Source organism: Paraburkholderia sp. CNPSo 3274, assembly GCF_024206475.1.
Lineage (GTDB): Bacteria > Pseudomonadota > Gammaproteobacteria > Burkholderiales > Burkholderiaceae > Paraburkholderia.
In genome coordinates, this window is record NZ_JAMBPR010000027.1 from 16832 (window position 1) to 31982 (window position 15151).

Genomic DNA, 15151 nt, shown 5'->3' on the forward strand with positions numbered 1-15151 from the left:
TCCGGGCCACACGGCATGACCCGGAACGCGTGTAACGGATTGGGGGTGTTGCGATGGGACTGAACGCGATGGACTGGATCGGGACTGCGCACGCGCGTGTCGTGCGGGAATTCGGACTGGCGGGCGCGCTGCGCCGCGGGGCCGCGTGTGCCGTTTGCCTGGCGCTCACGGCGCTGAGCGGCTGCGCCCTGGCGCCGGGCATGACGTACAGTTCCGGAGCGGGGGGTGCCGGGGCGAACCCGGGCGCCGGTGCGGCATCTGGCACGGCGGTGCCCGATAGTGTGGTGGCCAAGGGAATCGCGGGTGCGCCATCCGGCACGCTCGTCGAGATCACGAGGGACCTGGTGGACAAGGAAGCTGCGGCACGACCCAAGGGCATTCCCACGGACGTGGAGAAGATGTTTGCCAAGGCCACTCCGTATGAAATCGGTCCTGGCGATATTCTCACCATCGTGGTCTGGGATCACCCCGAACTCAACTTGCCCGCGGGCGGCGGCGGTGGCGACGGTCCTTCGGGCGCCAGTTCGGTTGCGTCCGGCTATACCGTCGATACCAACGGTTTTATTCAGTATGCCTATATTGGTCCGCTGAAAGTCGCCGGTCTTTCGGAGATGGGCGTGCGCGACATCCTCGCGGAGAAGCTCGCGAAATACGTGCGTCAGCCGCAGATCACCGTGCGCATCGAGACATATCGCAGCAAGCGCGTGTACCTCGACGGCGAGGTCAAGACGCCTGGCGTGCAGGTGCTCAACGACCGACCGATGACGTTGCCCGAGGCGATCAACCGGGCCGGTGGCTTCACGAGCAATGCCGACCGCTCGCATGTGTCTGTGACACGTGGAGACACCACAGTGGATATCGATATGCCGGCGATGATCCGCAAGGGGTTCAATCCCGACCGGATCATTCTGCACGATGGTGACCTTGTGCGGATCTTTGCACAGACGGACAGCAAGGTTTTCGTGGTCGGCGAGGTCGAGCGTCCCGGCGGCGTGATGTTCAATAACGGGCGTATGTCGCTCAACGAGGCACTTGGCAACGCGGGAGGGATCAACCAGTCGTCGGGCGATGCCTCGCAGGTGTATGTCGTGCGTGGACGCGATACCAGCCAGCCGGTCGTGTTCCATCTCGACGCGAGCAGCGCTTCTGCAATGGCCACAGCCGACTCGTTCGAGCTCAAGCCCAATGATGTCGTGTTCGTCGATACGTCTGCTCTCGTGAAGTGGAGTCGTGTCATCAGCCTGATTTTGCCGACGACCCAAGCCGCGGCGGCCGGCCGTGCAATTGGATACTGATGCCCGCATGAACAATACAAACCACACGAACCGCGTCAGTCGACCTGTTCGCTTTCGGGGGAACAAGATGAATAACCGTGACTACCTGCTTGAGGGGCCTGTCGAGACGATCATGCCGATCGCCCCTGACGGCGGACATATGGGCAATCTGCTGGATACCCTTTACGCGGGCCGCAAGACGATCCTGATCGTTACGCTGATCGTTACGCTGATCGGCACCCTCTATGCGGTGCTGGCGTCCCCCGTCTATCAATCGGACATGCTCATTCAGGTGGAGGAGAGCCCGAACGCGGCAAAATCGGCGCTGGCCGATCTTTCCTCGCAGTTCGCGTTCAAGACTCAGGCATCGGCGGAAATGGAGGTATTGCGTTCGCGGATGGTCGTATCGTCCGCCGTGGATGCGACCAAGCTCTATATCAAGGCGACGCCACGCTATTTCCCTGTGGTGGGCCGCTGGGCTGCGCGACATTTGAGCCTCGACCGCTGGTCGGGATGGGGCGGTTACGCATGGGGCGACGAGGCGGTCGAGGTAACGCAATTCGACGTGCCGACGCGCCTGCAAGGCAGACCGTTCGTCTTGACCTACCGGGGCAACGGGGCCTACACGCTCGAGGGGGGCGGCATCACGCTCGAAGGGCATGTGGGACAAGCGCTGCAAGCGCCGACGGTGGGCGGCTCAATCGACCTCGTCGTGGGCCGGATCGATGGGCAACCGGGCACGGTCTTCAACTTGATGCGCCTGTCCGAACTGAGCGCGATCCAGGGGCTGCAGACGGCGGTCGCCATTACGGAAAAGGGCAAGGAATCCGATGTCATTGGTGTTGCGCTGGATGGCGAAGACCCGGTACTCACCAGCAACATTCTTAACGCGATCGGCAACGAATACATCCGGCAGAACGCCCAGCGCACGCAGGAAGAAGCGGAAAAGCAGATTGCCTTCCTCGACCGGCAGTTGCCTCTGCTCAAGGCCCAGCTCGAAAAGGCCGAGAACGAGTACAACTCGTTCCGCTCGGAGCACGGCGCAGTCAATCTGGATGCCGAAGCTTCGGCGCTGTTGCAGAGTTCGGCGCTGGCGCAACAGCGTATCGCCGATCTGCAACAGCAACGCGCCCAGGCGATGGCCCGTTTCACCGACGACAACCCGGCTCTCGTCGCTATCAACGGGCAACTGTCCGAAGCGCAGAAGTCGCTGGAACACCTGGCGGGGCAGACCCGCGCGCTGCCGCCGGTGGAGCAAGAGCTCGTGCGCCTGCAGCGGGAAGTGACCGTCGATACGAACATCTACACAAACCTTTTGAACAGCCGCGAGCAACTGCGTCTGATCAAGGCCGGGCGCGTGTCGAATGTGCGCATGATCGACGCCGCGGTGCCGCCTGAAGGACCGATTCGGCCGAAGCGCGCAATTATCGTGGTCGCCGCCGTCTTTACTGGATTGTTTGCCGGCGCTGCGCTCGTGCTGCTGCGCCAGAGGCTCAACCGCGGCGTCTCCGTCGTGGACGAGATCGAAGCGGGCACCGGGCTGGCAGTCTTCGCGGCCGTACCGCGCAGCCGCATTCAGCATTCGCTTGCGCGTCGTTTGCCGCACGGCGCGCCGGGCGCGAACACGGTGCTCGCGCACAAGGCCGTGTTCGACCCGGCGGTCGAGAGCCTGCGCAGCTTCCGCAGCGCGCTCGAACATTCGCTGGAGGAAGCAGACAATCGTGTCGTGCTGCTGGCGGGGCCGACACCCATGGTCGGCAAGTCGTTCGTCTCGGTCAATCTGGCGGCTGTATTCGGTGCGTCGGGCAAGCGTGTGCTTCTTGTCGACGCGGATCTGCGGCGGGGCTCGCTGAACCAGCATATGGCGGTGCCGAGTATGCCAGGCGTCACTAACATCTTCGAACACTGCCAAAGCTATGACCACGTGGTGAATCGCGATGTGATGCCGGGCGTCGACTTCGTCGCGACCGGAGGTTATGTGACCAATGCCAGCGAGCTGCTGCGAAAAGACGCTTTCAGGAACTTCGTGGCATGGGCCAATTCGACGTATGAGCTCGTGTTGATCGACGCGCCGCCGATTTTGCCGGTGGCCGACGCCGGGATCATCGGAAAACTGGCGGGCACAGTGTTCGTGATCGCGCGCCAGGGCGCGACGAGCGTGGCCGATCTGCGCGAGTCCGTGCGTCGCTTTGAACAGGTTGGCGTGCCAATTCGCGGCGTGATCTTCAACGACATGACATCGCGTCCGGGACGCTATGGCAACGAATATGCCGCGTACGGCTATTCGAGCTACGGCTTTGCCAAGGATACGGGGAGTGCAAGGGCGGAATAGCGGGTTACTGCCGGCAGTCGTGTGCTCTTCGGTGGCCGCGCCGCGGTCCATTGAATTGCCAGTCAAGCGGCACCTCTTGGGCTGGAGCGGAGTCACCCTGCTTCAGCCTACTTCACCGGCGGTCTGGATGCTTTCAGTCATCCGTCATTTGACCGGATCCGCCAATCGCATTAGCGGCTACGTTCCATCGCAATTCGCAACCGACTCTCCAGGACCGGCTCTGGATGCGTGAGTTGGCGCGACATGAGCGACGGCGAACATTCGCCGGTGCGAAGACCGGCCACACTTCAAGACATATGAATTGCATGGCGTGGCCCGTCGAATCCGGCCGTGAGCGATGCCTTCCACCCTGGGATGAAACACGTGCTTGCCCCCAATCTGATGATCAACGGCCGCTTCCTTGGTCGCCGCGCGACGGGTGTCGATCGCTTTGCGTTCGAGACTATCCGGGCGCTCGATCAATTGATCGAGTTGCGCGATCCACGCGTCGCCGGATTGCGGACCGAAATCATCGTGCCCGAAGCGCTGGCCGCCATGCCGAATCCGTTTCGGCACGTCGCGCTGCGAGCGACCGGAAAAGGCGGTGGCCTGCGTTGGGAACAACTGGCGCTCCCTCAAGCTGCACGCGGCCGGCTGCTGCTCAATCTCTGCAACTCGGGGCCGCTGTTGTATCGCCGGCAAATTACGGTGCTGCACGACGCGGCGCCCGCGCGCGTGCCGGACAGCTACAGCCGGTCCTTTGTTGCCTGGTATCGACTGATGGCGCCGCGTCTTGGCCGCATATCGCGGCGAGTGATTACCGTGTCCGAATTTTCGCGGCGTGAGCTGTGTGACGCTTACCGGATTCCTGCAGAAAAGATCGGCGTTGTGTCGGAGAGCGGCGAGCACATGTTGCGTGTGCAACAGGATGGGGACAAGGCAGCAAACGCGTTCGACGAGCGTCCGTTCGTGCTTGCGGTGGGCAGCCTCAACCGTCACAAGAATTTTCAGCTGGTGGCCGAGGCCGCACGACTCATCCGTGACGCGCAGTTCGATATCGTTGTCGTGGGTGGAGGCGATGCACGAGTCTACGGAACGGGCCAGGACGCGTTGCCCGAGTTTGTGAAGCATCTCGGGTACGTGAGTGACGGCGAACTCGCGGCGCTCTATCGTCGCGCAGCGTGCTTCGTTTATCCGTCGCGTTACGAGGGCTTCGGGCTGCCGCCAGTCGAGGCGCTGGCGCTTGGCTGCCCCGTCATCGCTTCGCGGCTGCCGGCTGTCCAGGAGGCGTGCGGCGACGCCGTGCTCTACACCTCACAGGACGATCCTGCGGAGCTCGCGAGCTTGCTTGAACGAATCACGAGCGATGCCGCGTTGCGTGACAGTCTGCGCGAGCGAGGCCGCGCCCGGACTGCAGAACTAACCTGGCAAGCGACCGCCACCAGGTTGATCGAGGAGATCTCGCCGTGGCTAACGTAACGCTTGCATCCAATCTTGCCAACAATACACGCCGGTTCGGCCGTGTCGCGCTCGTGCATGAGTGGCTCGTCACCTACGCGGGATCCGAAAAGGTCGTCGCGCAGATTCTTCAGCTGTTTCCACAGGCGGATCTATACAGCGTCGTCGACTTCTTCCCTGAGTCGCAGCGTGGGGTGCTGGGTGGCAAACATGCCACGACCTCGTTTATTCAACATTTGCCGCGGGCGCGCAAATCGTTTCGCAGCTACCTTCCGCTCATGCCGCTGGCCATCGAGCAGTTCGATCTCTCGTCGTACGATCTCGTGATTTCTTCGAGCCATGCGGTGGCGAAGGGCATCTTGACGGGGCCGAACCAGGTGCACGTCAGTTATGTCCATTCGCCGATTCGCTACGCGTGGGATCTGCAGCATCAGTATCTGTGCGAGGCCGGGCTGCAGCGCGGCATGAAAAGCTGGATCGTGCGCGCATTGCTTCACTACATGCGTATCTGGGACCAGCGCACGGCGCATGGCGTGGACGCCTTCGTCGCCAATTCCGCATTTGTGGGGCGGCGCATTCGCAAGGCCTACGGCAGCGAAGCCGCCGTAGTCTATCCGCCAGTCGATGTAGACCGGTTCGAATTGGGTAACCACCATGAAGACTTCTATTTGATCGCCTCACGCATGGTGCCGTACAAGCGAATACCGCTCATTGTCGAGGCATTTGCCGCGATGCCGTCGCGCCGTCTCGTGGTGATCGGCGACGGCGCCGACTTTGCTCGCGTCAAGGCGTGCGCGACGCCCAATGTGACGTTGCTCGGCTATCAGCCCGACGAGGTCCTGGTGGACTACATGCAGCGTGCGCGGGCGTTCGTCGTCGCCGCAGAAGAGGACTTTGGCATTTCGGTTGTCGAGGCGCAGGCCTGTGGCACGCCGGTCATCGCTTTGGGTCGTGGAGGGTCGCGGGAGATCGTGGTGGATTCGCCGGACCCCGAACGCGGCACGGGGCTCTTCTTCGGCGAGCAGAGCGTGGAATCGATCGTCGATGCGGTGGAGCGTTTCGAGCGGCAGCCACCGCTCAAAGCGGAAGTTTGCCGTCGTAATGCGATGCGCTTTACGGAAGAGCGATTCAAGCAGGAGTTTTTAAGCGTCGTGGAGCGCGCAATGGATGCCGACAAGGGGTTTGCTGATGCGCCGCCAGTGGTGCGGCGCTGGCATTCAGCCTGAGTTGGCGCGATAACGAGATCGTTCACGCAGAAATGCTGGGTGAACGGATGGGGGTTTCGGCAAGTGGAACTGACGATATTCGGAGTCATCGTGTTCGTCGCCGGACTGGCGGCGCTCTACGTGTCGTATCGCGGCGCGATATACGGCATGGCGGCGTTTTCCTTGTTTGGATGTACGCTCGCGCTCGGATTGGGCGGCATCGGCATCTTGCCGGCGCAAGTCTTTCTCGCGTTCTTCGCACTCAGGGCGTTCAATCTCGTCGGCGGGAAGGGGCTCGCTGGCGCGGTCGCGCAGGACAGGCCCGGCTTCTGGCTGCTCTGCAACTGCCTGTGGGCCGTCGCTGGCGCCATCTTGCTGCCGCGCGTGCTGAGCGGCGCGACACTGGTGTTCCCTGTCGACCGCAGCAGCCAGTTCATCGTATTGCAGCCGCTAGGGCCTGTCTCCGGCAACCTGTCCCAGACGATCTATTGTATCGCCGACGTCGCGGTGTATTGCTCGATGTTTGCGTTCCTGAAATATCGTGGTGTGTACCGTACGCTCGCAAACGCCATCTTCCTGCTCGCGTCGCTTGACGCATTTGCTGGCCTGATCGATATCGTCGCGCACGCGGCAGGCCTCGACATTCTCTCGGCCATCAAGACGGCACAGTTTGCCGATTTGACCGGCCAGGAAATGGCCGGAATGGTTCGCATCAGCGGCACCTTCAGTGAGACCTCCGGTTTCGCCGCTTTTACGCTGCCGCTCTTTGTCTTTTGCCTGAATCTCTGGCTCGTCGGCTATCGACCGAAGCTTGCCGGTCCGCTTGCGACTGTAACGGGATGCCTCCTGCTGTTGTCGACCTCGGGAACCGCGTATGTCGGGTTAGGGGCGTACCAGTTCGTCCTGCTCGTCAGCCGGCCCGGTGTGATCTCGCGTTTCGCTACTGTACGCAAGCAACGGCTTTCGGTTATCTCGGCATGCGCTGGGCTGTTGGGTGTGCTCTACGTGATCGTCTTTCTGCCGGGGGTGGTGAAAGTGCTCGGGGATTTCGTCGACGCTGCGATTCTGAGCAAGGCAGGTAGTGACTCCGGCGTTGAGCGGATGGGGTGGAACTCCCAAGGGATCACCAACTTCTTCGACACTTATGGAATAGGCGTTGGACTGGGAAGCATTCGTGCGTCGAGCTTTCTGGTGGTACTGGTGGCAAGTCTTGGTGTCGTGGGGGTGGTGTGTTACGGGATGTTCCTCGGCAAGACCTTGCTGGTGCCGGTGCCTGCCCATTACCCCTTCACGGAGCGGGCCATTTCCTATGCGGCGCGACACGCCATGATCGCGACGTTGATCGTGGCCTCAGCTTCACTTAGCGTCTTCGAACTGGGTACTTGTTTCTACATATTTGCGGCCGCAGCGGGCGCGCTCTCGCCGCGTGTGCTGCGACGTGCGCCCGCGCGTGGCGGATGGGTTGCCAGGGGGGCTCATGAATAAGGTACACGCGTCGCTTTCAAAGCTTGAACTGCTGGCTGTTTACTTTTCGTACGCGGTACGTTATCTGTACCCCCTCATCCTGATTCCTTATTACGGAAGAGTGCTGGGTGCGAGTGGTTACGGCGTGGTGTTGGCCGGGCTTTCACTTTCCAGTGCTCTCTGGCTGGTCGTGAACTTCGGGTTTTCTACCATCGGGGGACGAGATATCGTCCATACCGAAATCGCGGGCGAACGCGATACGATTTTTCGGGATCAGTTTACGGCCCGGCTGCTATTGTCCGTTCCCGGTGCGATTGTCGGAGGCCTTGCCGTTAGCAGGTCGGAAATTATTGCTAATGTGCCTCTCGCGGGCTTTTTCGTCGTCGCCGGAGGGCTGCTGTCCGCCTTCAACATTGGTTGGTATTTCACCAGCACGGGACGTCCGCGGACGAATGTCCTGATCGAAGTATTGGGGCTCGTGCTTTCGCTCGCACTGATATTTACCTTCATTCGGAAGCCGGCTGATGTCGACCGCGCGTTTCCCGTGATTTTTGCCTCCAGCATGATCCAGACGCTGGTAGCTTATTGGCTTGTTCGAAAAGAATACACCGGCTTCATTGCGCCCCTGCGTGCGGCCGTGGGCCTGATCAAGCGATCGGCCACAATCTTCATATACAGTGGAACGGCGGTATTGGTGCTCGACGCATCCACCTATATTCTGTCGCTACTGGCCGCGGCCCCGGAAGTGAGTGCCTTTGGTCTCTCTGAGCGCCTGGTGGGTGCCGCGTTGAGCATCATGGCGCCCGCCGCCCAGATTCTGGCGCCGAAGGTCATGTATCTGGTTACCCGCAACCCGGCCCGAGCGAACCTGCTTGCCCGGCGAACATTTGCTGTCTTCTTTGTGGGAGCGGTAGCGGGTGTGATCATCACGAGATTGCTCTCTGAATGGCTCATACCGCTAGTATTTGGACCGGAACTCCGTCATGCCGTCCCGGTTCTTAATATTATGGTGTTCATTCTGCCGCTTACCGTTTGCACGCGGGTACTAGGTATCTATTTCCTGATTCCCCGCAAACTTGAGAAGCAGCTTGCCTGGAGCGGTGTGATCAGCGCAGTGGTGAACCTGGTGGTGGCCATTCCCCTTGCCAGCCACTGGGGGGCTGCAGGTATGGTGTACGCGCGAATACTGGCGGAAGGATCATTGCTGGTTATGCTGATTTTCGGGATCTGGAAAGTAGGTTTGTTCCGGGAGATTCTCGGGATCAACGAAGGTTTCTCTTTGCCGGCGAGATTTGGAAGATGGCTCGAATAATTGGGTCTGCGAATTATTTTGCACATGCATCGAGGTGTACGTGTGAGATTCGCGGGTGCGTGCGGCAGGCAGGAGTGCGGTGCCTGGTGTGCCTATGCCGCGTCCAGCGCATTCCTGCGGGCAATGGTCGACGAGGTCAATGATGGAATCGAGCTTCAGTTCGCGAGTCAAGATGGCCGAGCCAATGAGTCAGCCTTCATTTAGCAAAGATCCGAGAATCTGCCTGATCTTCGCCACTCGTGGTCGCGCAGACATTCTCAAGGACGTCGTTGCGTTCGTCGACTTGCAAACGGTTAAACCTGATCTGATCATCGTCTCCTGCGTCTCGGACGAGGACGTTGGCGACCTGTCGGTCCGGCCCGGAATGATCGTGCTGAAGGGGCGACCTGGACTCACGACGCAACGCAATCATGCATTGAACCATGTGCCGGACGACGTCGACGTCGTGGTTTTCCTGGACGATGACTTTCTGATGCATAGCGAGTGGATTGCGGAAGTCCTCAAGGCCCTGGACAGCGATCCGTCTATTGCCTGTGTCACCGGAACCGTCATTGCGGACGGCATTCATGGGCCAGGTTATTCCTTTGAAGAGGGACGGGCCATCGTTGCCAGGATCGGCGATCTTCCGGAAAGATTGATCGTAGCGCCGACCGGTGGTCCCTACGGGTGCAACATGGCGTTCCGCGCGAGCAGCATCGCTGGCCTGCGCTTTGATGAGCGCCTCGTTCTCTATGGCTGGCAGGAGGATCGTGATTTCGGAGGCCAGATCTGGAATCGGGGCTATCTCGTCGTGCGTATCAATACCGCGCTCGGCGTGCACATGGGAGTCAAACGCGGCAGGGTGTCCGGATGCAAACTTGGCTATTCGCAGGTTATCAATCCGTTCTATCTGGTGAAAAAGAAGACGATGCCTCTGCGCCCGGCGGTCGATCATGTCATACGCAATATCGCGAGCAATATTGTGCGAAGTTTTGCACCCGAGCCTTGGATCGACCGGCGAGGGCGTCTAATGGGCAATTTGATCGGATTGTGGGACTTCTTTCGAGGAAGGCTGACGCCTGAGCGACCCGAGAGCTTTTAGAATTGCCAGGCACGAGGCTGATTTTAATTCCGATATAGCAGAACGCTGAGAGCCGCCGGCATTGTGCCTGACCGTACACAATCAGGGAACAAGCGCTAGGGGCGCGCCCAGTTGCGCCGTACGCTATGCACAAGCCTGTGAAGGTAGTTCCGATTCGGACCAGATATTAGTGGCGGAGAAGGTTGCCCAAAAAGTTGGTGTTAGTCGCTCGCGATGAAAAAAGACTCCCATTTGGCGGTGCCAGATTGTCTGCGCGGCCTCGCAGCCATATCGGTCCTGCTCTTTCACCTCAATCACTGGCTTGGGATCCCATGGTTGGCCCCCAACGCGGGCATTGCTGTCGACTTCTTCTTTGGCCTATCGGGTTACGTCCTGTGTATGGCGTACCGTGGCCGCTTCGAAAGAGGGATGAGCGGTGCGCTTTTCGCGCGTATCAGACTCATACGGCTGATGCCGATGATAGTGATCGGAACCCTGTTGAGTGCATCGTATCTGGCGGCGAGATCGGTTCTGCTTCACGATTCCGACATTCCTCCAGGCTGGCTCGCGGCCGCCACGCTCCTCGGTCTATCGTGCATTCCGACTTTCGGTGCTCCGCATGCAATTGGAGGGCCGCAGGTGTTTCCGCTCAATGGCCCCGAATACACGCTTTTCCTCGAGCTGGTCGTCAATCTTTTCTGGATGCTCACCCGCCGATTCGACGGAATGAAGTTCGCGCTCGTCGTGGCGATCGCGGGCTATGCGTTTACCGCGGTGTTCGGAATGGGAGGCGATACGCCGCAGACTTTCCTTTCCGGCTTTCCACGTGTATTTGGCGCTTACTATCTAGGCGTCCTGATTTATCACGGTCATGTGAAATTCGGCCTGCTCTCGTTGGGGATCTGGAAATCGCTATTTCTTCCAGCGTGCATCGCGACCATGGTCATTATGGGGTGGAATGGCCAGATCCCCTTCTTCGTACAGTGGCTGTGGGCTGCCGCCGTGATGCCGTTGCTGATCCTCGGCGGATCTTCGATTGCGCTCACCGGGCCTGTGCGGGCCGCCGCGCTCGTTCTTGGCGAACTGTCGTATCCGGTGTACGCGTTGCATTACCCTACGTTTGTCTGGCTCAACGGCATCTATCAGCAGTTGATGCACAGAAAGGATCCGATTCTGGAGGCCGCCGTGTTCTTGCCCGCGATCCTGCTGGCCAGTTATCTCATCATGCGCTTCATCGATACGCCCATACGCGCCTGGCTCGTTTCCCGATTTGGCCGATCGACGCCTAAAGCGGTTCTCGACACCAGGGCGGCCGATACACCCGTTTGAGCCGGTACGCGGCGCCCCCCGCGTGCAGGCTGGACAAGCACGCGTTTGCGTGCGGTATCCAGCAGTCCCGCACTGGCCGTGTCGATAGCATACCTGTCGGAGAAAAGCGCATTGTCCCGTGTAAGGACGGAAATCGCGTTGCGCGAGTACTGTTCGGAACCTCTGGGGCTATCGTCGCGGCCGTTATAGCGGCGATCTGATCGGTTCCAGCACATTGTGCGAAATGAATTGATGCTTGAAGGTGGGGGTAGGCTATGAAAACGATCGCGTCGAAGACGATAGCATTCAACGGCAAGTTCTTCGGGGCGGCGCCGACGGGCGTGCACAAGGTTGCCGAGCAGCTCGTTGCCGCGACCGATGCGCTGATTGCCGGGCAAGCCGGCAGCGGCGTCGATTGCGCCCTCGTAGTCAGAGACCGCGTCGAGATTCCGCCCTACCGTAATATTTCGTGCGTTCGCGAGAGTCGCTGGGTTCGCAAGATTCACCGGATCGCGTGGGAACAATGCTATCTTCCGCTGGCTCGCAGAAGGGACTTCATTCTTAACCTCTGCAACCTTGGACCACTGTTTCATCGGGATTCGGCGACGATGATACACGACGCCCAAGTGTATTCGGCCCCGGAATCCTATTCGCTTCTTTTTCGGCTTTGGTACAAATCGCTCTACTTTTTCATCGGCAAACGGCACAAGATTATCTTTACCGTATCCGAGTTCTCTAAAGGCGAGCTTGTGCGCTATGGCATCGCCAACGCCGACAAGATTGTCGTTGTGCATAACGGCTGCGACCATGTTCTGCAGGTCCAGCCCGACGCGCGGCAGCTTGCTGTGTTGAGCCTGAGGCCGCGGCGCTATGTGCTCGCACTCGCGAACACCCAGAAACACAAGAACATTGGCATTTTGCTCAAGGCCTTCGCCAGCGCACAGCTGAGCGACGTCAAACTCGTGCTGTTCGGCGGTGCGACGCAGGCCGACTTCGAAAATCTCGGGCATGTCGTGCCTTCCAACGTGCGATTTACCGGCCGCATTAGCGATGCCGAGCTCGTTGGGCTGATGAACAATGCCGGCGCGCTTGCCTGTCCCTCGCTTACGGAAGGGTTTGGTCTGCCGCCGCTGGAGGCGATGGCGCTGGGTTGCCCGGTCGTAGCCGCGCCGTTTGGCGCGCTTCCGGAAGTTTGCGGCAAGGCGGCGCTTTATGCCGATCCGTTCGAGCCGGACGCGTGGCGGCTGAATATTCTGGCCATACTCAACGATGAAGCCGTGCGGCAATCCCTGATATCCGCCGGACTCCGGCAGGCTGGCGGCTTCACCTGGAGACAGGCGGCGCGCAGCGTGTTCGATGCCGTGAAGGCCGTGAGCGGCTGAATTCCTTATAGAAAGCGTTGTTGGGGGCACGTAATGTCTATTGATGTCGACTTTTCATTGGCGCTCAATGATCGAACCGGCAAGCTCTTTTTGGGGAAGGACATCATTTCAACGCTCGGCGCCAGAGTGACGAGGGTCCACTACGGACGAATTCACGAATTTCCCCATAGTGATCTGATGCGCCGGATCGTAGGTCGATTGACACAGAAGGAAACCATTGCGCGGGTCAACAGGTCGCGCCTGGTTTCACTTTTTCCGGTAATCCGCGATCCCCGTCCTACGCTGCATCTCGACCCGCTCAGCGTCGTGCGCCATCGCCTGGAAGCACGAGACATTGTGCTCTGCCACGATGTCGGTCCGATCACCCATCCTGAATATTTTGCGCCCGGTGTCAATGAATTGTACCTTCGGGCTTATGACCAGATCCGGCGAATGAAGCCCCATATGGTTTTTGTCAGCAAGACGTCTCAGCGGGAATTTCACGCGCTGTACGGTAATGACTTTGCCTCATCGAACGTCATCTATATTCCAACCCGTTTGGGGGTCAAGGAAGGAGAGGGGCGTCGGCTGGACGGCGTTTCGCGCCGTTTTCTGTTGACGGTGGGGAGTATCGGAGATCGCAAGAACCAGGCCCGTTGTATCGAGGCGTTCTCGGCAAGCGGGCTGGTGGAGAAAGGGTGGCAGTATGTCATTGTCGGAGGGCGCGAGCCAGGTGCCGACGTCGCTATTGAACTCGCCAGGCAATCTCCGGGTGTCGTGATGCCGGGATATACGAAAGATGACGAGCTTCGTTGGCTTTACCGCAATGCATCCGGTTTCGTGCTGATGAGTCTGCTGGAAGGATTCGGAATGCCGGTGATCGAGGCGATAGAGCACGATTTGCCATGCCTCGTTTCCCGCGCGAGCATCTTGACGGAGGTTGGCGGCGACGCGATGCTGTGCGCCGATCCGCTTGCTCGCGAATCCATCGCGTATGGTATGCGTTCGCTAGCCGAAATGTCGGGCGAGGAGCGTGTTCGGCGAATTTCTCAGGCTCGCGCGCATCTCCAGATTTTTGCGCGCGAACCGATACTCGCTAGCTGGAGAGAGCTGGTTGAGAAGGTGGGGTGATTCGCTGGATCGTGCTGGACACAATTGCGAGGGACGGAGCGTGGGTGGGCGCGGATTGCTCGCATGGCACGTCACACATTCAGATTACCAACAGGGCAGCAGGTGATCTCGATTGCTTGTGCGTACAACAACAAGGCCCGCCACGGCGGGCCGGGCGGGCCGGGGCAATTCTGGAAACGCGATCGTGCCAGTTCCAGCTTTTCGCCCAACTGGGGACTTCACGCGCCGCAGGCCATATATCGTCGAGGCTTGGAGCGGTCGATGAACGCCGGGTGACAACGTAACACTAGTCGCCTCCTTGCAGGGCCGACTTCGCAACTCGCCGAGCGGCATTCACCGCCGAGAATGCCGCGGCCTTGGCGCGATCCAGCACCGCGCTTTGTCCAGGCGGGGTGGGGTTGATTCCAAGCTTTCGGAGGTAATGGTTGGCCCGATAGACATCCGCTCGCAGCGTGTTGAGAAACTGAAAATTTACGCTCAAAGTCACCGAGATATTGTCGCCGTTCTTCAACCAATGGGGGCAGTTGACAGGAACGTGAACGCCGTTTCCGGGGGCCAGTCTGTACGTCTTCGCCCTGTCCTGCAACTCGGGTCTATAGTTTGGCGCGTTGTGGTCGATCGTCCAGAATCGCTCGAGTTCCACCTCCGGAAGAACCTGCCGGTCTTCCCGATCAAAGACGTACAAATCCTTTTGCCCGTGGATTTGAAGAATGAAATTGCATTCGCGATCTATGTGATACGCCGTCACCCGCTTCGGTGACGTCACGAAAATGATGAGGTCCTCCCTCTTGATCGCGGATTCGATGTCGCCGCCAACCATGCCCTTGATCTCCGCGATCGCGTGCGTGTACAGCTCGACGTAGGCAGGATCTTGTTGCGGGCCTCTGAAAATGAACCAGGCGTTGGAATCTTCCAGCTGCTGTAATGCATTTAGCGGTGAGAACGCGCGATTCGTATCGTTCCATTTCTGACCAGGCGCGACGTCGCCCATGTCGTAGTAGAGGTCAGCTGGACGCGTTTTCAGGGTTCGCTCCGCCAATTCCATCAATTGAGGAAGTTGAAAGAGCGGATGGGACGCCAGATGATGGGAGACGTCGAAACTCTTCCGCTCGAAATTCTCTCGAAACACTGAAGCATCCGCGTCGATCCACTTGTCAGGCAATGTCGTTCCGAGAACCGGGGGAACGGTGGTAGTCTCCATATGATCGCTCCTTTTAGTCAAATGCGGAGTGGGTATAGACAATACCCTTTCACATTGGGGCACCCA

General features: G+C 59.6%; 11 protein-coding genes. 10 read left to right on the forward strand and 1 reads right to left on the reverse strand.

Annotated features, from left to right (window positions below; genetic code table 11):
- The first annotated feature begins 53 nt into the window (after nt 1-53).
- The 10 genes from M3I54_RS19645 to M3I54_RS19690 all read left to right on the forward strand — a co-directional run bounded on the left by M3I54_RS19645 (nt 54) and on the right by M3I54_RS19690 (nt 13884).
- On the forward strand, nt 54-1295 hold the full coding sequence (locus tag M3I54_RS19645) for a polysaccharide biosynthesis/export family protein (protein ID WP_254338804.1): 1242 nt from the start codon (nt 54-56) through the stop codon (nt 1293-1295).
- 67 nt (nt 1296-1362) lie between these two features.
- Complete coding sequence (locus tag M3I54_RS19650) at nt 1363-3606, forward strand: GNVR domain-containing protein (protein WP_254338806.1); 2244 nt, start codon at nt 1363-1365, stop codon at nt 3604-3606.
- Nucleotides 3607-3936: 330 nt separating this feature from the next.
- Nucleotides 3937-5064 carry a glycosyltransferase family 1 protein gene (locus M3I54_RS19655; RefSeq protein WP_254338808.1) on the forward strand — a complete coding sequence of 376 codons (1128 nt, stop codon included), beginning with the start codon at nt 3937-3939 and terminating at the stop codon, nt 5062-5064.
- Complete coding sequence (locus tag M3I54_RS19660; protein WP_254338810.1) at nt 5052-6269, forward strand: glycosyltransferase family 4 protein; 1218 nt, start codon at nt 5052-5054, stop codon at nt 6267-6269. The genes M3I54_RS19655 and M3I54_RS19660 overlap by 13 nt, the downstream gene beginning before the upstream one ends.
- 90 nt (nt 6270-6359) lie before the next feature.
- Complete coding sequence (locus tag M3I54_RS19665) at nt 6360-7733, forward strand: hypothetical protein (protein ID WP_254338813.1); 1374 nt, start codon at nt 6360-6362, stop codon at nt 7731-7733.
- Nucleotides 7726-9024: an oligosaccharide flippase family protein gene (locus M3I54_RS19670; RefSeq protein WP_254338815.1), complete on the forward strand. Its 1299-nt coding sequence runs from the start codon at nt 7726-7728 to the stop codon at nt 9022-9024. Before M3I54_RS19665 ends, M3I54_RS19670 begins: the two co-directional genes overlap by 8 nt.
- Nucleotides 9025-9196: 172 nt before the next feature.
- Complete coding sequence (locus M3I54_RS19675; RefSeq protein WP_254338817.1) at nt 9197-10105, forward strand: glycosyltransferase family 2 protein; 909 nt, start codon at nt 9197-9199, stop codon at nt 10103-10105.
- Between the two features lie 213 nt (nt 10106-10318).
- Entirely contained in the window at nt 10319-11413 is a 1095-nt protein-coding gene (locus M3I54_RS19680) for an acyltransferase (RefSeq protein ID WP_254338819.1), read from the forward strand.
- A 254-nt stretch (nt 11414-11667) separates the two neighbouring features.
- Nucleotides 11668-12774, forward strand: coding sequence for a glycosyltransferase family 1 protein (locus M3I54_RS19685; RefSeq protein ID WP_254338821.1), 1107 nt, complete (start codon nt 11668-11670; stop codon nt 12772-12774).
- 33 nt (nt 12775-12807) lie between these two features.
- The gene (locus tag M3I54_RS19690) at nt 12808-13884 is read left to right on the forward strand and encodes a glycosyltransferase (protein WP_254338823.1); all 1077 of its coding nucleotides are present in this window, start codon (nt 12808-12810) and stop codon (nt 13882-13884) included.
- A 286-nt stretch (nt 13885-14170) separates the two neighbouring features.
- Here M3I54_RS19690 and M3I54_RS19695 read toward each other — a convergent pair whose 3' ends face one another.
- Entirely contained in the window at nt 14171-15085 is a 915-nt protein-coding gene (locus M3I54_RS19695; RefSeq protein ID WP_254338825.1) for a transcriptional regulator, read from the reverse strand.
- Nucleotides 15086-15151 lie beyond the last annotated feature (66 nt).